This window comes from Geodermatophilus sp. DSM 45219 (assembly GCF_900104025.1).
Lineage (GTDB): Bacteria > Actinomycetota > Actinomycetes > Mycobacteriales > Geodermatophilaceae > Geodermatophilus.
In genome coordinates this window covers 313,916-332,064 of sequence record NZ_FNIQ01000006.1, presented here as the reverse complement: position 1 = coordinate 332,064, position 18,149 = coordinate 313,916, and the positions used below count along the sequence as shown (strand labels likewise).

General features: G+C 75.7%; 19 protein-coding genes. 9 read left to right on the top strand and 10 right to left on the bottom strand.

From position 1 onward, the window contains the following. The first annotated feature begins 8 nt into the window (after positions 1–8). Together cydB and cydC are read left to right on the top strand one after the other, a co-directional pair. The gene (gene cydB / locus BLR12_RS19925; protein WP_091381787.1) at positions 9–1,016 is read left to right on the top strand and encodes a cytochrome d ubiquinol oxidase subunit II; all 1,008 of its coding nucleotides are present in this window, start codon (positions 9–11) and stop codon (positions 1,014–1,016) included. After that, a complete protein-coding gene (gene cydC / locus BLR12_RS19920) occupies positions 1,013–4,414 on the top strand; it encodes a thiol reductant ABC exporter subunit CydC (RefSeq protein WP_091381785.1) in 3,402 nt (1,133 codons plus the stop codon). The genes cydB and cydC overlap by 4 nt, the downstream gene beginning before the upstream one ends. 4 nt (positions 4,415–4,418) lie before the next feature. On the opposite strand, the gene BLR12_RS19915 is transcribed toward cydC, so the two are convergent. Further along, positions 4,419–4,721 carry a hypothetical protein gene (locus BLR12_RS19915; protein WP_091381783.1) on the bottom strand — a complete coding sequence of 101 codons (303 nt, stop codon included), beginning with the start codon at positions 4,719–4,721 and terminating at the stop codon, positions 4,419–4,421. Between the two features lie 148 nt (positions 4,722–4,869). Here BLR12_RS19915 and BLR12_RS19910 point away from each other — a divergent pair, with 148 nt between their 5' ends. Continuing rightward, the gene (locus BLR12_RS19910) at positions 4,870–5,421 is read left to right on the top strand and encodes a dihydrofolate reductase family protein (protein ID WP_091381781.1); all 552 of its coding nucleotides are present in this window, start codon (positions 4,870–4,872) and stop codon (positions 5,419–5,421) included. On the opposite strand, the gene BLR12_RS19905 is transcribed toward BLR12_RS19910, so the two are convergent. After that, positions 5,406–6,044, bottom strand: a complete 639-nt coding sequence (locus BLR12_RS19905; RefSeq protein ID WP_091381779.1) for a hypothetical protein — start codon at positions 6,042–6,044, stop codon at positions 5,406–5,408. The genes BLR12_RS19910 and BLR12_RS19905 overlap by 16 nt on opposite strands. Positions 6,045–6,061: 17 nt before the next feature. Here BLR12_RS19905 and BLR12_RS19900 point away from each other — a divergent pair, with 17 nt between their 5' ends. Further along, complete coding sequence (locus BLR12_RS19900; protein WP_091381777.1) at positions 6,062–6,289, top strand: hypothetical protein; 228 nt, start codon at positions 6,062–6,064, stop codon at positions 6,287–6,289. A 4-nt stretch (positions 6,290–6,293) separates the two neighbouring features. Here the strand turns inward: BLR12_RS19900 and rraA are convergent, their stop codons facing one another. The 5 genes from rraA to BLR12_RS19875 are packed head-to-tail and all read right to left on the bottom strand — an operon-like array spanning position 6,294 to position 10,073. Next, a complete protein-coding gene (rraA, locus tag BLR12_RS19895) occupies positions 6,294–6,785 on the bottom strand; it encodes a ribonuclease E activity regulator RraA (RefSeq protein ID WP_091381775.1) in 492 nt (163 codons plus the stop codon). A 9-nt stretch (positions 6,786–6,794) separates the two neighbouring features. After that, the gene (locus BLR12_RS19890; RefSeq protein WP_255363652.1) at positions 6,795–7,883 is read right to left on the bottom strand and encodes an isocitrate/isopropylmalate dehydrogenase family protein; all 1,089 of its coding nucleotides are present in this window, start codon (positions 7,881–7,883) and stop codon (positions 6,795–6,797) included. Between the two features lie 8 nt (positions 7,884–7,891). Continuing rightward, positions 7,892–9,304, bottom strand: a complete 1,413-nt coding sequence (locus BLR12_RS19885; RefSeq protein WP_091381773.1) for an NAD-dependent succinate-semialdehyde dehydrogenase — start codon at positions 9,302–9,304, stop codon at positions 7,892–7,894. Continuing rightward, complete coding sequence (locus BLR12_RS19880; RefSeq protein WP_091381772.1) at positions 9,301–9,765, bottom strand: cupin domain-containing protein; 465 nt, start codon at positions 9,763–9,765, stop codon at positions 9,301–9,303. Before BLR12_RS19880 ends, BLR12_RS19885 begins: the two co-directional genes overlap by 4 nt. Further along, a complete protein-coding gene (locus BLR12_RS19875; protein ID WP_091381770.1) occupies positions 9,762–10,073 on the bottom strand; it encodes a putative quinol monooxygenase in 312 nt (103 codons plus the stop codon). The genes BLR12_RS19880 and BLR12_RS19875 overlap by 4 nt, the downstream gene beginning before the upstream one ends. 71 nt (positions 10,074–10,144) lie before the next feature. On the opposite strand from BLR12_RS19875, the gene BLR12_RS19870 reads away from it, so the two are divergent. Together BLR12_RS19870 and BLR12_RS19865 are read left to right on the top strand one after the other, a co-directional pair. Next, positions 10,145–11,206 carry an Ldh family oxidoreductase gene (locus BLR12_RS19870; RefSeq protein WP_091381768.1) on the top strand — a complete coding sequence of 354 codons (1,062 nt, stop codon included), beginning with the start codon at positions 10,145–10,147 and terminating at the stop codon, positions 11,204–11,206. After that, positions 11,203–11,916, top strand: coding sequence for a GntR family transcriptional regulator (locus tag BLR12_RS19865; protein ID WP_091381766.1), 714 nt, complete (start codon positions 11,203–11,205; stop codon positions 11,914–11,916). Before BLR12_RS19870 ends, BLR12_RS19865 begins: the two co-directional genes overlap by 4 nt. Before the next feature lie 89 nt (positions 11,917–12,005). Here the strand turns inward: BLR12_RS19865 and BLR12_RS19860 are convergent, their stop codons facing one another. The 3 genes from BLR12_RS19860 to BLR12_RS19850 all read right to left on the bottom strand — a co-directional run bounded on the left by BLR12_RS19860 (position 12,006) and on the right by BLR12_RS19850 (position 14,807). Next, on the bottom strand, positions 12,006–12,401 hold the full coding sequence (locus BLR12_RS19860; protein ID WP_091381764.1) for a universal stress protein: 396 nt from the start codon (positions 12,399–12,401) through the stop codon (positions 12,006–12,008). A gap of 79 nt (positions 12,402–12,480) precedes the next feature. After that, on the bottom strand, positions 12,481–13,206 hold the full coding sequence (locus BLR12_RS19855) for a response regulator (RefSeq protein ID WP_091381762.1): 726 nt from the start codon (positions 13,204–13,206) through the stop codon (positions 12,481–12,483). Then, positions 13,203–14,807: a sensor histidine kinase gene (locus tag BLR12_RS19850; protein ID WP_091381760.1), complete on the bottom strand. Its 1,605-nt coding sequence runs from the start codon at positions 14,805–14,807 to the stop codon at positions 13,203–13,205. The genes BLR12_RS19855 and BLR12_RS19850 overlap by 4 nt, the downstream gene beginning before the upstream one ends. A gap of 176 nt (positions 14,808–14,983) precedes the next feature. Here BLR12_RS19850 and BLR12_RS19845 point away from each other — a divergent pair, with 176 nt between their 5' ends. Genes BLR12_RS19845 through BLR12_RS19835 form a run of 3 tightly spaced genes read left to right on the top strand, consistent with a single transcriptional unit; the run spans position 14,984 to position 18,122 of the window. Continuing rightward, positions 14,984–16,009 carry a Bug family tripartite tricarboxylate transporter substrate binding protein gene (locus tag BLR12_RS19845; protein WP_091381758.1) on the top strand — a complete coding sequence of 342 codons (1,026 nt, stop codon included), beginning with the start codon at positions 14,984–14,986 and terminating at the stop codon, positions 16,007–16,009. Further along, positions 16,006–16,521: a tripartite tricarboxylate transporter TctB family protein gene (locus tag BLR12_RS19840; protein WP_091381756.1), complete on the top strand. Its 516-nt coding sequence runs from the start codon at positions 16,006–16,008 to the stop codon at positions 16,519–16,521. Before BLR12_RS19845 ends, BLR12_RS19840 begins: the two co-directional genes overlap by 4 nt. Then, positions 16,521–18,122 carry a tripartite tricarboxylate transporter permease gene (locus BLR12_RS19835; RefSeq protein WP_091381754.1) on the top strand — a complete coding sequence of 534 codons (1,602 nt, stop codon included), beginning with the start codon at positions 16,521–16,523 and terminating at the stop codon, positions 18,120–18,122. The genes BLR12_RS19840 and BLR12_RS19835 overlap by 1 nt, the downstream gene beginning before the upstream one ends. Positions 18,123–18,149 lie beyond the last annotated feature (27 nt).

Below are 18,149 nucleotides of genomic sequence, written 5' to 3'. Positions count from 1 at the left end.
GCCTTCCCGTGGACCTGCAGACCCTCTGGTTCGCCGCCGTCGCCCTGCTGTGGACCGGCTTCCTGCTGCTCGAGGGCTTCGACTTCGGCGTCGCCGCGCTGCTGCCGGTGCTCGGCCGGCGCACCGCCGAGCGGCACCTCATGCTGCGCACCATCGGCCCGCTGTGGGACGGCAACGAGGTCTGGCTGATCACCGCCGTCGGCGCGGTGTTCGCCGCCTTCCCCGGCTGGTACGCCACCTGGCTGCCGGCGCTCTACCTGCCCTTCGTGCTGGTGCTGTTCGGCCTGATCGTCCGCGCGGTGGCCTTCGAGTGGCGGCACTCGCACTCCACCGAGGCGTGGGACACCACCTGGACCCGGGTCGTCACCGGCGGCTCGCTGGTCGCCGCGGCCGGCATCGGCGCCGCGCTCGGGGCGACCACCCTGGGCCTGCCGATCGGCGAGGGCGGCATCCGCGTCGGCGGCGCGCTCTCCGGGCTGGGCTGGCCGGCGCTGCTCGGCGCGGTCGCCGTCCTGGCCTTCTCGGTGGTGCACGGCGCGGTGTTCCTGTCGCTGAAGACCGACGGCCCGCTGCGGGTCGCCGCCCGGCGCTTCGCGCTGCGGTGGGCGCCGGTGGCCGCGCTGCCGATGCTGGCCTGGGCCGGCCTGGTGCACCTGCGGTCCGGCACGCCGGTCACCGGCGCGCTGTGGCTGGTCGCCGCGCTGGCGGTGCTGGTCGCCTGGGCACGGCTGCGGGTCGGCCGCGAGGGCCAGGGGTTCGCGGCGTGGGGCGCGATGCTGGCGGCGGCCGCCGCGACGGTGTTCGGGGCGGCGTACCCGGTCGTCGTCCCCTCCACGGTCGACCCGGCGTTCGACGTCACGATCGCCGACGCCTCGGTCAGCGACTACACGCTCACGGTGATGACCTGGGCCGCCGGGGTCGGGCTGCCGGTGGTGCTGGGCTACCAGGCCTGGACCTACTGGGTGTTCCGCAAGCGGCTCACCGCCGAGGCGCAGCACGTCGGGGCCCACCCGTGAACCGCCGATATCGCGATAAAGGCACCTCGGACCGCGGGCCGCTGGGGGCGCTGGCCGGCGTCCCCGGGGTGACCGGGGCGCTCCTCCGCGCCGCGGTCGCCGCCCTGGTCCAGGTGGCCGGGCTGGTGCTGCTCGCCGCCGGCCTGGCGCACGCGGTCGCCCGCGCGGCGGGGCAGGCGGACGGCGGGCTGACCGGCCCGCTGCTCGTCGCGGCCGCCGGCGTGGCACTGCGCGCGGTCGCCGGCTGGGCCGGTGAGCTGCTCGCCGCCCGGGACGCCCGCCGCGCCGAGGAGGAGCTGCGGACGGCGCTGACCGCCCGGCTGGCCGTCTCTCCGGCGGCGGTCGCGGCCGCCGGCGGACCGGGTCCCGCGGCGGTACTGGCCACCACCCGGCTGGCCGACCTCGGGCCGGCGCTCGCCACCCGTCTCCCGGCGCTGGCCCAGGCGCTGGTCGTGCCGCCGGTGCTGCTCGTCGTGCTGGCCTGGACCGACCTGCTCTCGGCCGTCCTGGTCGCGGTCACCCTGCCGCTGGTGCCGGTGTTCATGGTGCTGGTCGGGCTGACCACCCGGGACGGCACGACCGCCGCCGCCCGCGCGCTGGACCGGATCGCCGCGCACGTCGCCGAGCTGGTGCGCGGGCTGCCGGTGCTGGTCGGGCTGGGCCGGGCCGCGGAGCAGGCCGCCGCGCTCGCCGAGCTGGGCGAGGCCTCGCGTCGCCGCACGCTGTCGACCCTGCGGCTGGCCTTCCTCTCCGCCCTCGTGCTGGAGCTGCTCGCCACCTTGTCGGTCGCGCTGGTCGCGGTGACCGTGGGCCTGCGGCTGGTCCACGGTGACCTCGAGCTGGCGGTCGGCCTCACCGCGCTGCTGCTGGCGCCGGAGGCGTTCACCCCGCTGCGCGCGCTGGGGGCGGCCCACCACGCCGGCGAGGACGCCGCGCTGGCCGCCGCCGAGGCCCGCGCCGTGCTGGCCGTCCCGGTCGCCGTCCCGGCTCCCCCGCAGGACGACGACGACCCGCGCGGCGCCGACGTCGCCGTCCGCGGGCTCACCGTGCGCTTCCCCGGCCGGGCGGTCGCCGCGCTGCCGCGGGTCGACCTGGCCGTGCGGCCGGGTGAGCTGGTCGCCGTCCGGGGGGCCAGCGGCTCGGGCAAGTCGACGCTGCTGGCCGTCCTCGCCGGGCTGACCGACCCGGCGGCGACCGTCGAGGGCACCGTGACCGGCGTCCCGGCCGGCGGGGTCGCGTACGTGCCGCAGCACCCGCGCACCACCGGCGCGACCGTCGCCGACGAGCTGCGCCGGCACGCGGGCTCGGGGCGGGGTGGGAGTCGAGACGTGGTGGACGAGCTGGTCGGCGAGGCCTACGTCGTCGAGGCACTGGCCCGGGTCGGCGCCACGACGCTGGCCGGGCGCGCCTGCACCACCCTGTCCCCCGGCGAGCTGCAGCGGGTGGCGCTGGCCCGCGCGCTGGTGCGGGTCCGCCGCGGCGCCCGGCTGCTGCTGCTCGACGAGCCGACCGCGCACCTGGACGACGACGCCGCCGCGACCGTGGCCGCGGTGCTGGCCGGGCTGCGGGGCACGGTGAGCGTCCTGCTGGTCACCCACGACGCCGGCCTGGCCGCGCTCGCCGACCGCACGGTGGACCTCTACTCCCCTGCCGCGTCCCCTCTCCCCGCGGCGAGACCTGCGAACTCGTGGCCATCAGCCGCTCATCACCACGAGTTCGCAGGGCTCGACGCGCCTACCACCGGGTCCAGCGCCTCGCCGGCGAACGGGCTGCGCTGGCCGCGGCGGGCGCTGGTGTGGGCGGTGCTCGCCGGCACGGCGTCGGCCGGCGCGGGGGTCGCGCTGACCGCCGTGTCGGGCTGGCTCATCGTGCGGGCCGCGGAGATGCCGCCGGTGCTGACCCTGCTGGTCGCGATCGTCGGCGTGCGGGCGTTCGGGCTGGGCCGCGCCGGGCTGCGCTGGGTGGAGCGGATGACCGCGCACGACGCGGCGCTCCGGCTGGCCGCCGACCTGCGGGTGCGGGTCTGGCGGGCGCTGGCCGCGCAGGGTCCCGCAGCCGACCGGACGCCGGGCTCGGCCCTGGCCCGCGTGGTCGGCGACGTCGGCCTGGTGCAGGACCTCTCGGTGCGCGTCGTCCCCCCGGCCCTGGTCGCGGGCACGGTGACCGCGGCGACCGTCGGCGCGCTGGCACTGGTCTCCCCCGCCGCCGCGGGGGCCGCGGCGCTGGTGCTGCTGGCCAGCGTGGCGCTGGTCCTCGTCGCGCACCGCCGGGTCGATGCCGGCGCCGCCCGCGCCGAGGCGGCCCTGCGGATCGCCGCGCTGCGCGACACCACCACCGCGCTCGAGGGCGCGGCGGACCTGCGGGCGCACGGCCTGGCCGGGCGGACGGCGGCCGACCTGGCCGCGGTCGCCGCGGACCGGACGGCGGCCGACCGCGCCCGCACCCGCGCCGGCGCGCTGGGCACCGGGGTGGTCGTGCTCGGCACCGGGCTGGCCGCGGTCGCCGCGGCGACGGCCGGGGCCGCGGCCGGGGTCGACGGCCCCGCGATCGCGGTGCTCGCCCTGGCCCCGCTCGCGCTGGCCGAGCCGCTGGCCGGGCTGGTGACCGCCCTGCAGCGCCGGGGCACCCTGGCCGACGCCCGCGACCGCCTCGACGCCGTCCTCACCGCGCCGGTGCCGGCCGACCCCGCGGACCCGCTGCCGGCGCCCGTCCCGGTGCGCGAGCTGGCCACCGACGGCCTGGTCGCCGGCTGGCCCGGCGGTCCGGACGTGCTGCGCGGGCTCACCACGCGGGCCGCGGCGGACGGCGGCTGGCTGGTCGTGCGCGGGCCCTCGGGCGCGGGCAAGTCGACGTTCCTCGCGGTGCTGCTGGCGGCGCTGCGGCCCCGCTCCGGCGGCTACGCGCTGGGTGGCGTCCCGACCGCGCGGCTGACCGGGGACGCTGTCCGCTCACGGCTGGCCTGGCTGCCGCAGGAGGCGCACGTGTTCGCCTCGACGATCCGCGCCAACCTGGCCCTGGCCGCGCCGCGCGGCGAGCTGGCCGGGCCGGACGGCGAGGTCCGGATGCGCGCGGCCCTCGACGCCACCGGCCTCGCCGGCCTGCTGGTGTCCCTCCCCGACGGGCTGGACACCCCGGTCGGCGCGGGCGGGACCGCGCTGTCCGGCGGCGAGCGGCGTCGGCTGGCCGCGGCCCGGGCGCTGCTGGCAGACCGGGACGTCGTGCTGCTCGACGAGCCGACCGCGCACCTGGACCCGCCGACCGCCGCCGCGCTGCTGCGCGACCTGCGCACCGCGCTCGCCGGCCGGGTGGTCGTCTGCGTGACGCACGACGACAGCGTCGAGCAGGCCGGCGACACGGTCGTCCGGCTGGGTGCCGCGGAGGTGGTGCCGGTCGGCTGAGCGGCTACGCGGCGGCGGCGTGCGTCCCGGCCGCTGCTCCCGGCCGGGCGCGGACGACCTCGAAGCCCGGGAACTCCGGCAGCGCGGGGTCGACCACGACCGGCACGCCCGGCGGCGGCCCGAGGAGGCGGCGGTCGACGACGGCGGCGCGCTCGTCGGGCCCCATCCCGGCGACCATCCGGGCGTAGAGCTCGGGACGGATGCGGATCTCCCGGGGTGGGGCGGCGCCCCGGGTGAGGGCGACGGCGAGGAGGTCGGCGGCGATGTCCGGCCGGCCCCAGTGCTGGTGCTGCGTGGCCTCGAACATGGTGCCCTCCTGGGCGGGTCCCCCGCGTCCGGTGCAACGCGTCGGGGAGGTCGTGCATGCCCTGCCTACTCCAGGGTGGCGACAGTTCCGGGCGGTCGCCGCGGTCGAACGGCCCCGTCCGACAGCCGCGTCGGGCAGCCTGACCGCCATGGACGCGCCCTTCACCGGATCGGTCTTCCTCGGCATGAGCGTCGACGGGTTCATCGCCCGGCCCGACGGCGACCTCGGCTGGCTCACCGGCGGCGACGAGGCCGGCGGCCCGCCCGACGACGGGGCGGGCGGTGACTTCGGCTTCGCCGAGTTCGTCAGCGGCATCGACGCGCTGGTCATGGGCCGCAGCACCTACGGGGTGATCGCGCCGCTGGCCGAGTGGCCGTACCAGGGGAAGCCGGTGCACGTCGTCAGCACCACGCTCGAGCCCGGCGCCGACGACCGGATCACCGTGCACCGCTCGTTCGACGAGGCGGTCGCCGCGCTCACCGCCGCCGGGTACCGGCGGGTCTACGTCGACGGCGGCCGGCTGGTGCACACCTTCCTCGCCGCCGGGCTGATCGGGGACCTCACCCTCTCCCGGGTGCCGGTGCTCATCGGCGAGGGGCACACGCCGTTCGGGCCGCTGCCGGCCGACGTGCTGCTCGAGCACGTGCGGACGCAGACGTACGCCGCCGGGATGGTGCAGACGACCTACCGGGTGCGCTGAGCCGGCACCTCGACCGGGATCTCCGGGCCCAGCGTCGCGCCCCGCAGCAGCCGCAGGTCGTCGCCGGACCAGAAGCTGCCCGGGTCGTAGGCGTTGCGCGGGCGCCGGCCGTCGAGCAGCCCCATCGCGGTGTAGGTGGTGGCCACCAGCTCGGCGCAGTACACCGTCTCCGCCGACGTCCCCCGGCGCAGCCGGCCGGTGAGCCAGCCGCGCGCCAGCCCCGGGGTGGTCGGGAACGGGCGGCCGTCCAGGCGGGCGATCGTGCGCAGGACGGCGTCCTCCATCTCGCGGGTCACCCCGCCGTCGTCGGCCGGGCCGACCAGCTGGCGCAGCCACGCGCGCTGCCCGTAGCGGTGCCGCCAGGTGCGGACGGCGTCGGCGAGGTCGTGCAGCTGGACGCCGCGCTGGTGCTGCCCGGTCCACACGTCGGGCAGCGAGCGGCCGAGCTCGGCGTGCCAGAGCAGCGGCGGCAGGTCCTCCAGGACGACGGCCATGCCCACGTGGTTGACCGGGGCGTTGGTGAGCGTCTGGATCGCCCGGTCGGCCACCGAGGCGCCGCGGAAGACCCACACGTCGCCGGTGCGGGTGAGGTCGACCGCGGCGTCCAGGGTCAGCTCGGGCACGGCGCTACGTTAGGGCCGTGCGTCTGTGGAAGCTGCTCGGGCTGGCCGGTCTCGCCGGCGTCGCGGCGACCGGGGCGGTGCTGGCCCGCGGCGAGCGGCAGCGCCGGGCGCACACCCCCGAGGAGGTGCGCACCCGGCTGCGCGAGCGGCACGCCGCGCTGGCCGAGGTCCCCGACCCGGTCACGCCGGCCGAGCTGGTCTCCGGCCGCGGGCACCGGCTCGCGCGGGTGCTGCGCCGGCGCTGACCGGTCAGGCCGGCGCGGCCGGCAGGACGACGACGCCGTCGCTGTCCGCGCAGAGCCACTCCCCCTCGCGGAAGACCACCCCGGCGAAGACGACCGGCCGGCCCACCTGGCCGGAGTGCAGCCCGCGCTCGCTCTTCCGCGGGAAGGCCGCCAGCGCGCGGACCCCGATCGGCTGCCCGGCCAGCTCGTCGGCGTCCCGGATGCAGCCGTACACGACCAGCCCGGCCCAGCCGTTGGTCGCCGCGGAGACCGCCAGGTTGCCGCCGACCAGCCCGCAGCGCCTCGACCCCCCGCCGTCGACCACCAGCACCCGGCCCTCCCCGGGCCCCTCGACCGCCTGCTTGACCAGGGTGTTGTCCTCGAACACCTTCAGCGTGGTGATCGGCCCGCTGAACGCGGCGCGGCCGCCGAAGGACTGGAACACCGGCTCGCACACCTGCGCCTCCGGGTGCTCGTCGCAGAGGTCGGTGGTCGCGGGGACCTGCTGGTCGGTCATGGCGGGAGGCTATGACCTGCCCGCGGTGACGCGCTCGACCACGGCGGCGGCGAACTCGTCGGTGGACGCCGTGCCGCCGAGGTCGCGGGTGCTCACGCCGGCGCGCACGGCCGCCCGCACGCCGTCCTCGACGCGGACGGCGGCGTCGGCAGCGCGCTCGTCGCCGTGCCGCGTGCCCAGCCAGTCGAGCAGCATCCCCGCCGACAGGATCATCGCGGTCGGGTTGGCCAGCCCCTTGCCCGCGATGTCGGGCGCGGAGCCGTGCGAGGCCTGCGCCATGCAGCGGTCGTCCGAGGCGTTGACGGACGGCGCGATGCCCAGTGATCCGGCGAGCTCGCCCGCCATGTCGGAGAGGATGTCACCGAACATGTTCTCGGCGACGACGACGTCGAAGGCACCCGCCCGGCGCAGCAGGTGCACCGTCATCGCGTCGATGTGGACGTCGTCCACCGCGACATCGGGGTAGCCCTCGGCGATCTCGAGGCAGACGCGCTTGAACAGCCCCGAGCTCAGCTGCAGCACGTTGGCCTTGTGCACGATGGTCACCCTGTTCCGCCGGCGCCGGGCCAGCTCGAACGCCGTCCGGGCGATCCGCTCGACCGCCGGCCGGGTGAAGACACCGTGGCAGATCGCCACGTCCGCGGTCGGCATGAACTCCCCCGTGCCGGCGAACGTGTTGCGGTCGGCGTAGAAGCCCTCGGTGTTCTCGCGGACGATGACGAGGTCGGTGTCCGGGGCGATCGCCTCGCCTCCCTCGAACCCGCGGGCCGGCCGGATGTTCGCGTACAGGTCGAAGTGCTTGCGGATGGCCCCGCTCGGGTTCAGCTGCGACCGGAAGGGCTCGGGGTAGGCCGCGCTGTCGTGCGGTCCGAGCAGCCAGCCGTCCAGCCCGGCGAGCGCCTCCAGGGTGGCCGCAGGGATGGCGCTGCCGTGCTCGTCGATCGCCGAGGCGCCGAGCGGCAGCTCCTGCCACTCGACCGGCTCGGCGCCGGCGGCGGCGAGCGCCGCGTCGACCACGCGCACGGAGGCGGGGACGATCTCGGGACCGATGCCGTCACCGAGCATCACGCCGAGGCGGTAGGGGCGGTTCGTGGACACGGGAACTCCTATTCGGACGCGGGAGCGGTGACGGCGGGCCGGTCCTGGACCCACCAGGTGCGGACGTTGACGAACTCGCGGATGCCGGCCGCGGCCAGCTCCCGCCCGTAGCCGCTGGCGCGGGTGCCGCCGAAGGGCATCCGGACGTCGGAGGCGACGACGGCGTTGACGAAGACGGCGCCCGAGCGGATCCGCCGGGCCACGGCGATCCCGCGCTCGGGGTCGGTGGTCCACACGCTGGCGCCCAGGCCGAAGCGGGTGTCGTTGGCGATGCGCACCGCGTCGTCGTCCCCGTCGGCCACGATCACCGTGGCCACCGGGCCGAAGAGCTCCTCGTCGTAGGCGACCTGACCCGGCGCCACGTCGGTCAGGACGGTGGGCGCGTAGAAGTTGCCCCTGCCCTCGAGCCGTCGTCCCCCGGTCAGCAACCGGGCCCCCTGCGCGACCGAGGCCTCGACCTGCCGGTGCACGCCGTCCAGGAGGTCCGCGCGGGCCATCGGCCCGACGTCGGTCCCCGGCGCCTCGGGGTCGCCGACGGTCAGCGACTCCACCTCGGCGACCAGGAGCCGGGTGAACTCCTCGTCGACCGAGGCGTCGACGACGAGACGCTTCGGGGAGATGCAGCTCTGCCCGGCGTTGAGGAAGCGCCCCCGGGCGGCCAGGTGGGCGACGCGCGGCAGGTCGGCGTCGGCGAGGACGACGAACGGGTCGGAGCCGCCCAGCTCGAGCACGGACTTCTTGACGGCGCCGCCGGCTGCCGCACCCACGGCCCGGCCGGCGCGCTCGCTGCCGGTGAGGGTGACCGCGCCGATACGGGGGTCCTCGATCAGCCGCCGGGTCACCGCGGGGACGTCCGGCTCGGCGACCACGAGCGCGGTGAACAGGCCGTCCGGCGCGCCGGCGTCGGCCAGCACGCGCTGCACGGCCAGCGCGCAGCCGGTGGTGTTCGGCGAGTGCTTGAGCAGGGCGGCGTTGCCCGCCATCAGCGCCGGGGCGGCGAAGCGGAGCACCTGCCAGAGCGGGAAGTTCCAGGGCATGACGGCGAGCACGACGCCGACCGGCTCGTAGCCGATCCAGCTGCGGTCCGCCGAGGTGTCCACCGGCTCGTCGGCGAGGAACTCCTCCCCGTGCTCGGCGTAGTGGTCGCACGCCGTGGCACACTTCTCGACCTCGGCACGGGCCTCGGTCAGCGGCTTGCCCATCTCGCGGGTGACCAGCAGGGCCAGCTCGCCGACCTCGGCGCGCAGCACCCCGGCCGCCCGGCGGAGGACGGCGGCGCGCTCGGTGAACGGCAGGGCGGCCCAGCCGGCCTGGGCGTCGGCCGCCCGGTCGAGCGCAGCTGCGACGTCGCCCTCCGCGAAGGCGGGGTACTCGGCGAGCGGTTCCCCCGTGGCCGGGTTGACGGTGACGACGGCGCTCATGCCCTGCTCGCGCCGGTGCCCCGGCGGACGAGCCCAGCGCCACGGTCGCTCTCGGACAGGTGCTCGAACGTCTCGCCGGTGGCGGTGATGGTGCGGGTGACGTCGCGGCCGCCGTAGACCCAGTAGATGGTCATCGTGCCCTCGCCGCGATTGCGGAAGCAGTGCGGGATCCCCGCCGGCACCCAGGTGGCCTGGCCGGCGACCAGGTCGAACTCGTCGTCGCCGACGACCGCGGTCGCCTCCCCCTCGTAGACGAGGACCGACTCCTCGACGTTGTGCGAGTGCAGCGGGATCCCGGTGCCGGGCGAGAAGACGGTCATCCCCGTCGTCACCTCGTTCTCCGCGCAGTTCCACTTCCCGACGAACGGGATGGTGACGACGCCGTTGCCGCGGTCGAAGCGCTCGATCTCCTCCGGGCGCAGGACCATCGACGGCGGGACGGGCTGGGGTGCAGTGCTCATGCGGACTCCTCGGAGGTGTGGGTGACCAGCAGCTCGCCGGGGGTGTTGACCTGGCCGACGAGGACCTGCTCGGCGATCGCGCGCCACCGCGCGAAGTGCGGGGCGGCCTTGTGCGCCGCGAAGGCGTCCGCGTCGGTGTAGAGCTCGTAGAGGACGAAGCGGTGCTCGTCGCCCTCGACCGCGCAGACGTCGAACCGCAGGCAGCCGGGCTCGTCGCGGACGGACGCCTCCGCGTTGGCGGACATGCCGGCCAGGAACTCGTCCCGCCGGCCCCGCCGCACCTCCATCTGGACCATCAGGCTGAACACGCTGGACCTCCGCCTCGTTGTATGCGAACCTGTATACAGGTCAGCACACAGCATGGGGAAGAGGCACGAGGATGACTGCCCAACGTCTCGCGCCGGAGCCGCTGAGGGCCTTCGGTACGGGTGTCCTGGCCGCGCTCGGCGTGCCGGACGAGGACGCCGCACTGGTGGCCGACAGCCTGGTGCAGGCCGACCTCTGGGGGCACGGCTCCCACGGCCTCCTGCGACTGCCCTGGTACGCGGCCCGACTCCGCAGCGGCGCCATGCGGGCGGTGACCGACCCGGCGGTGCTGTCCGACACCGGGCCGCTGGTGCTGCTCGACGGCCGCGACGGCATCGGCCAGGTGCTCACCGAGCGCGCCCGCCGCCTGGCCGTCGACCGGGCCCGGGTGCACGGGGTCGGCGTCGTGGGGGTGCGCGACTCCAACCACTTCGGCACGGCCATGTACTTCACCCGGCGGGCGGCGCGGGACGGGTTCGTCGCCGTCCTGACCACGAACGCCAGCCCGGCGATGGCACCGTGGGGTGGGCGGGAGAAGCGGCTGGGCACCAACCCCTGGTCGATCGCCGCCCCCGGCCCGGACGGCCGGGTCGTCGCGGTCGACATCGCGAACACTGCGGTGGCCCGGGGCAAGATCTACCTGGCGGACAAGCGCGGCGAGTCCATCCCGGAGACCTGGGCGCTCAGCGCGGACGGGGCGCCGACGACGGACCCGGCGGAGGGGGTGCTCGGCGTGGTCCTCCCGATGGCCGGCCACAAGGGCTACGCGATCAGCTTCCTGATGGACGTGCTCTCCGGCGCCCTGACCGGCAGCGCCGTGGGCACCGGTGTCCACGGGCCGTACGAGGCCGACCGGCCCAGCGGTGCCGGCCACCTCTTCCTCGCCCTCGACCCCGGTGCCTTCGGCGACCGCACCGGGTACGAGGCGCGGGTGCGGCGGCTGGTCGACGAGGTCAAGACGGTCCCGCTCGCGCAGGGCTTCGACGAGGTCTTCTACCCGGGCGAGGTCGAGGACCGCGCCGAGGCGGCGAACCTCGCAGCCGGGGGCGTGGTCCTCGCCGAGCAGTCGCTGTCCGACCTGCGCGCGCTCGGCGCCGGGACCGGCGTGCCGTTCCCGGCGGCGGAGGCGCGGTGAGCACCGTGCCCGAGGGAGCCGCGTCCGACGTCAGCAAGGCCGACCTGGTCCACCGCCGGCTCAAGGAGGAGATCGAGCTCGGTGAGCTGGCGCCCGGCACGCCGCTGTCGGAGCTGTCCCTGGTCGAGCGCACCGGCGCCTCGCGCACGCCCGTGCGGGAGGCGCTGCGCCGGCTGGCCGCCGAGGGGCTGGTCGACCTGGTGCCCCGGCAGGGGGCCCGGGTGTCCCGGGTGTCGCTGCAGAGCGTCCGCGACCTGTTCGACTTCCGTTCGCTGCTCGAGCCCGCCGCCATGCGCCAGGCCACCGAGGCCGCGGCGGCCGATCCCGCGCTGCGCCGGACCTTCGCCTCGATGCGGGGCGAGTTCGCCCGCGTCGTCCGGCGGGCGCCGTCGCAGGCCCGCTCCCGCGCGTTCTACGAGCTGGCCGACCGGTTCGACTGGGCGATCATCGACGCCACCCGCAACGAGCACCTGCGGCGGACCATCGCCGAGCTGCGGCCGCACACCGCCCGGCTGCGCAACCTCTCCCACGTCGACCCGCAGCGGGTGGAGGTGTCCGTCGCCGAGCACCTCCGCATGTGCGACGCGCTGCTCGCGGGGGACGCCGACGAGGCCGCCGCGGCGATCACCGAGCACCTCGCGCAGAGCCTCCGGACGATCTTCCGGAACCTGGCCACCGGCCCCGGCGACGCGCTGGACCTCCTCGGCTGAACGGCCGCGGCGAGCGTGGTGGGGTACGGGAACGGCCACCCTTCCCCCCACGCCGAGCCTGCGAGGCGTGGGGGAAGGGTGGCCCTCTGTCAGTAGGTGGCCTTGACCGCCAGCACCGGGCAGTGGGCGTCGAGCAGGATGCGCTGCGCCTGGCTGCCGGTGATCAGCTTCCCGGTGGGCGAGCGGCGACGCATGCCGATGACGATCAGGCTGGCCTTGACGCGGTCCGCGGCGTCCACGACCTCGTCCGAGGCCTCGTGCCCGGCCACCCGCTGGTCGATCTCGTAGACCACCCCGGCGGCGTCGAGCCTGGCCCGCGCCTGCTCCAGCGCCTCCCCTGAGGCGAACCGGGAGTCCACCAGCGCGTCACCCCGCGAGCTGTTGACGACGTGCAGCGGCTGGTCGCGCAGCCGGGCCTCGGCGATCGCGGCGTCGAGGACGGCCTCGCCCTCGGGGGTGGGGACGTAGCCCACGACGATGGTCATGGACGACAGGCTGCGGCACCGACGCCGGAACGTCAGCGTTGCGGCGCTAACGATCCTTTCGGTCGTTGCGTGCCCCGCGTCACGGTCCGGGGTGCGCGGCACGCAGGGTGAACCGCCGCTCCGGTCGCCCGGCGGTGCCGTAGCGCTGGCGGACGTCGGCCTCCTGCTGCGCGACCAGCTGCTCGAGGTAGCGGCGGGCACTGACCCGCGCCAGCCCGGTCTGCTCGCTGCACTGGGTCGCCGACAGGCCGTCCTGGCCGGCCAACCGCAGCGCCCCGCGGACGAGTTCCAGCGTCTCCGGCGCGATCCCCTTGGGCGTGACGGGCGCGGGCCGGCCCCCGCCGCGCACACCGGCGAACACCCGGTCGACGTCGACCTGCCGTGCCTCGTCCAGCGCGGCCAGTTCCGCCCGCGCCGCGGCGTACTCGCGCAGCCTGCTCTGGAAGGTCTGCCGGTCGAAGGGCTTGACCAGGTAGTGCAGGACGCCGCCGTGCAGGGCGCTGCGGATGCTCTCGACGTCCCGGGCGGCACTGATCACGACGACGTCGACCGGCGCGGCGTCCGCCCGCAGCCGGCGGAGCACCTCCAGGCCGGTCATGTCCGGCAGGTAGACGTCGAGGAGCACCAGGTCCGGGGCCAGCCGCGCCACCTGCGCGAGCGCGTCGGCGCCGGTGGACGCGGTCCCGGCCACCTCGAAGCCGTCGAGTGCGGCCACGAAGCCGGCGTGCACCTTGGCGACCATGAAGTCGTCGTCGACGATGAGCACCCGCACCGTGCCCCCGCCCGCCGGTCTCCCTGCGGTCATGCGTCGACCAGCGTCGCGCCGACCGGGAGCCGGGCGGTGAAGACCGACCCGTCGGACGAGCTCGCCGTGACCTCGCCGCCCCGGCGGGTGCACACCAGCTGCACCAGGGACAGCCCGATCCCCCGACCCCCGGGGACCTCCGGGTCGTGGGGAGTGGTGCCCTTGGTGGAGACCCCGCGCCGGAACACCTCGGCCTCCATCCCCGGTGGGACGCCGGGACCGGAGTCGCGGACCACGACGTCGACCTCCCCGTCGACGAGTCCCAGCTCCACCTCGACCCAGCGCCGGGGCGCGGCCGACGCCGCGTCCATGGCGTTGTCGACCAGGTTGCCCACCACGGTCGCGACGTCCGTGCTCAGCTCGGGGTCGAGCGCGGGCAGCGCGGAGTCCGGGGCGATGCGCAGGTCGACGCCGAGCTCCGCCGCCTGGCTGGCCTTGGCCACCAGCAGCGCGGCGATCGCCGGGTCGCGCACCGCGGCGGTGACCGCGCCGCCGAACTCCGACCGGCTGGTGCTGACCCGGTGCACGAACCGCACCGCCTCCTCCGCCTCCCCCAGCTCGATGAGACCGGCGATGGTGTGCAGCCGGTTGTCGAACTCGTGCGCCTGGGCCCGCAGCGTGTCGGTGACGTGCCGGTTCAGGTCCAGCTCGCGGCGCAGCTCCAGCAGCTCGGTGCGGTCGCGCAGCGTGGTGACCGACCCGATCGGCCGGCCGCGGCTGGTGAGCGGCAGCCGGTTCACCACGAGCACCCGGCCGGCGGTGCCCACGGCCCGGTCCCGCTCGACGCTCGGGGAGAGCAGCGCATCGGCCACCTCCGGGGCGACGTCCAGCTCGGCCAGGGTGCGGCCCAGCGCGTCGCCGGGGATGCGCAGCAGCCGGATGGCCTCGTCGTTGACCAGTGTGACCCGCCCGTGCAGATCCAGCCCCACGACGCCCTCGCGGATGCCGTGGAGCATGGCGTCGCGGTGCTCGACCAGTCCGGCGATCTCCGCGGGTTCCAGCCCCAGGGTCTGCCGCTTGACCCGCCGGGCCACCAGCAGCGAGCCGCCGATGCCGATGGCGCTGGCCAGGCCCAGGTAGGTGAGCAGGTTCGGCGCGGCGGCCGAGAGCCCCTCGACGACCCCCGGGTAGGGCCGCTGCACCGACACGAACCCCAGCACGTCGTCCCCCCGCGGTGAGTAGACCGGGACCATGGCGACCGCCGCCCGGCCGTCGGGGACGTCGACGTCCCCGACCCAGGACCGGCCCTCCAGCACCCGGCTGGCACCGAGGTCGAACGGCTCGTCCAGCCGGCCCGGGTCGGCGCTGGCCAGGACCGTGCGGTCGGCCCGCGCCACGACGACGTCCTCCGAGCCGGAGGTGCTGCGGCTGTTCTCCGCCGCGATGCGGACGTAGTCGAGCAGCCCGACGGCCAGCGCCTCACGGGTCGCCCGGGCGTTGGCCAGGGTCTCGGCGACCACCAGGGCCCGGCGCCCCTCGACCTCCTCGGCACGCAGGGTCGACTGCGCGACGGTGACCGCGGCGACGCCGACGAGGACGACGCAGACGATGACCACCTGCATCGCGAGCAGCTGGCCGGCGAGCGAGAGCCGCCGCGTCACGGGCACTCCTGACTGGTCGGGGACGGGGCCTGTCATCGAACCAGGGCCGGCGCCGCCGATCGGCGTGCACACAACGACCACAAAGCCCAATGCGCACGCAAGCGTGACACGCACCACTGCCCTTGCGACCTTCGCTGCGAGCGGCGGACACCCGCCGGACACACAGGAGGAACGAGATGCGCACTGCTTCCCTGCGGAAGCTCAAGGTCGGCGCCATCAGCAGTGGTCTCGCTGCCGGGCTGCTGCTGACCGGCTGCGGCACCACGGCCGAGGGCGGCTCGGCCTCCAGCGGGGGCGGCGCCGCCGAGGAGGGCCCGATCACCGGCCTGCGGGTCATGGTCCCGAACTCGCCCGGCAGCGGCTACGACACCACCGCCCGCGCCTGGGCGCAGGTCATGGAGGACGAGGGGCTCGCCGAGGGCGTCGAGGTGTTCAACCTCGAGGGCGCCGGTGGCACCGTCGGCCTGCAGCGCCTGGTCAACGAGGAGGGCAACGCCGACATGCTCATGCAGATGGGCCTCGGTGTCGTCGGCGCGCAGTACAGCAACCAGTCCGAGGCCACCCTCGACCAGACGACCCCGGTCGCCAAGCTCATCGAGGAGGCCGAGGCGATCGTCGTCCCGGCCGACTCCCCGTACCAGACGCTCGACCAGCTGGTGCAGGCCTGGAGCGCCGACCCCGGCAACGTGCCGGTCGGCGGCGCGTCCAACCCCGGCGGCCCGGACCACCTGACCCCGATGCTGCTGGCGCAGGAGGTCGGCGTCACGCCGACCGAGGTCAACTACGTCGCCTACGACGGCGGTGGCGAACTGCTCGCCGGCATCCTCGGCGGCGACGTCCAGTTCGCCGCGACCGGCGTGGGCGAGGTGGCCGAGTCCGCGGCGGGCGGTGACGTCCGCATCCTCGCGGTCACCAGCGAGGAGCCGGTCGAGGGCATCGACGCGCCGACCCTGCAGGAGGAGGGCGTCGACCTGACCTTCACCAACTGGCGCGGCATCGTGGCGGCCCCGGGCATCTCCGAGGAGCAGACGCAGGCCTTCGTCGACGCGGTCACCGCGATGCACGACAGCGAGGCCTGGCAGGCGGTCCTCGAGGAGCAGGGCTGGACCGACGCCTTCGTCACCGGCGACGAGTTCTCCGAGTTCCTGCAGAGCGAGAGCGACCGCGTCCAGGGCGTGCTGAGCGAGCTGGGCCTGACGTGACCACTGCCTCCTCGGGAGGCACGACGCGGGAGCAGGGCCGCTCCGAGTACGGAGTGGCCCTGTTCCTGGCGGCGCTCGGTCTCCTCGTCATCGTGCAGGCCCTCCTCATCCCGGAGAGCCGGATCGTCCGCGGGCCGGTCGGGCCCGCCGCCGTCCCCCTGGTCGTGGGCGGCCTGCTGGTCGTCGTCGGCATCGCCCTCGGCGTCGACGTGCGGCGCGGCGGCCGCGGGGAGCCCGAGGGCGGCGAGGACGTCGAGCTGACCGGCGGCAGCGACTGGCGGACGGTCGGGATGCTCGCGGCGGCCTTCGTCGCGAACGCCCTGCTGATCGAGCCGCTGGGCTGGGTCTTCTCCGGCGCGATCCTGTTCTGGGGCAGCGCCTTCGCCCTCGGCAGCCGCCACTACGTGCGCGACGCGGTGATCGCCTTCACCCTGTCGATCGGCTCCTTCTACCTGTTCGCCCTCGGGCTCGGCATCGTGCTGCCCCCCGGGGTCCTGAGGGGGATCCTCTGATGGACTCGTTCGGCTCCCTGATCGACGGGTTCGGCACCGCGCTGACCCCGACGAACCTGGCGTTCGCGCTGCTGGGCGTGCTGCTGGGCACCGCGATCGGCGTCCTGCCCGGGATCGGCCCGGCCATGGCGGTGGCGCTGCTGCTGCCGCTGACCCGCGGCCTGGACGTCACCACGGCGCTGATCATGTTCGCCGGCATCTACTACGGCGGCATGTACGGCGGGTCGACCACGTCGATCCTGCTCAACACCCCGGGCGAGAGCGCCTCGGTGGTGACCGCCATCGAGGGCAACAAGATGGCCCGCTCCGGCCGGGCCGCGCAGGCCCTGGCGACCGCGGCCATCGGGTCGTTCGTGGCCGGCACGATCGCGACGCTGCTGCTGGCACTGGTGGCGCCGCTGGTCGCCGACCTCGCCGTCGAGGTCTCGCCGGCCGACATGTTCGCGATCATGGTCCTGGCGTTCATCGCGGTGACCTCGGTGCTCGGCAGCTCGCGGGTGCGCGGCCTGGCCTCGCTCGGGCTCGGCCTGACCATCGGCCTGATCGGCATCGACGCGACCTCCGGGCAGCAGCGGCTCACCTTCGGCATCGCCGAGATCGCCGACGGCATCGACGTCGTCGTCGCGGCCGTGGGCCTGTTCGCCGTCGGTGAGGCGCTGTGGACCGCCGCCCACCTGCGCCGACGTCCCGTCCAGGTCATCCCGGTGGGCAACCCGCGGATGAGCCGGTCGGACTGGCGCCGGTCGTGGAAGCCGTGGCTGCGCGGCACCGCGATCGGGTTCCCCTTCGGCGCCGTCCCCGCCGGTGGCGCGGAGGTCCCGACGTTCCTCTCCTACGTCACCGAGAAGCGGCTCTCGAAGCACCCCGAGGAGTTCGGCACGGGCGCCATCGAGGGCGTCGCCGGCCCGGAGGCCACCAACAACGCCTCGGCCGCGGGCGGGCTCGTGCCGCTGCTCACCCTGGGCATCCCGGTGACCGCCACGGCGGCGGTCCTGCTCGCCGCCATCGAGAGCTACGGCATCCAGCCGGGACCGCAGCTGTTCGAGGACGAGCCGGAGCTGGTGTGGGGGCTGATCGCCAGCCTCTTCATCGGCAACGCCGCGCTGCTGGTGCTCAACCTGCCGCTGGCGCCGCTGTGGGCACGCCTGCTGCGCATCCCGCGCACCTACCTCTACGCGGGGATCCTGTTCTTCGCCAGCCTGGGTGCGTACGCGGCGAACGCCAATGTGTTCGACCTGTTCCTGCTGCTGGTCATCGGCGCGCTCGGCTTCATGATGCGCCGCTACGGGCTGCCGCTGCTGCCGGCCATCGTCGGCCTGATCCTCGGCCCGTTCGCCGAGGCGGAGCTCCGGCAGGCACTGCAGATCAGCAACGGCGACCTCGGCGGGCTGATCGACCCGATGTCCGTCGTCGTGTACGCGATCGTGGCGCTGGTCCTGCTGTTCCCGCTCGTTCGCCGGGTGCTGCCGGCGAAGGCGCACGTGCCGGTCCTCGACGAGGCGGTCCACGAGCTCGAGGAGGCACACCACCACCACGGGACGACCGACGCCGTCTCGGTCGAGCGGCGCCCGTCCCGCGAGGACCCGCGCGACGACGGCTGACCCGGTGCGGGACGGGGCGGCAGGTAC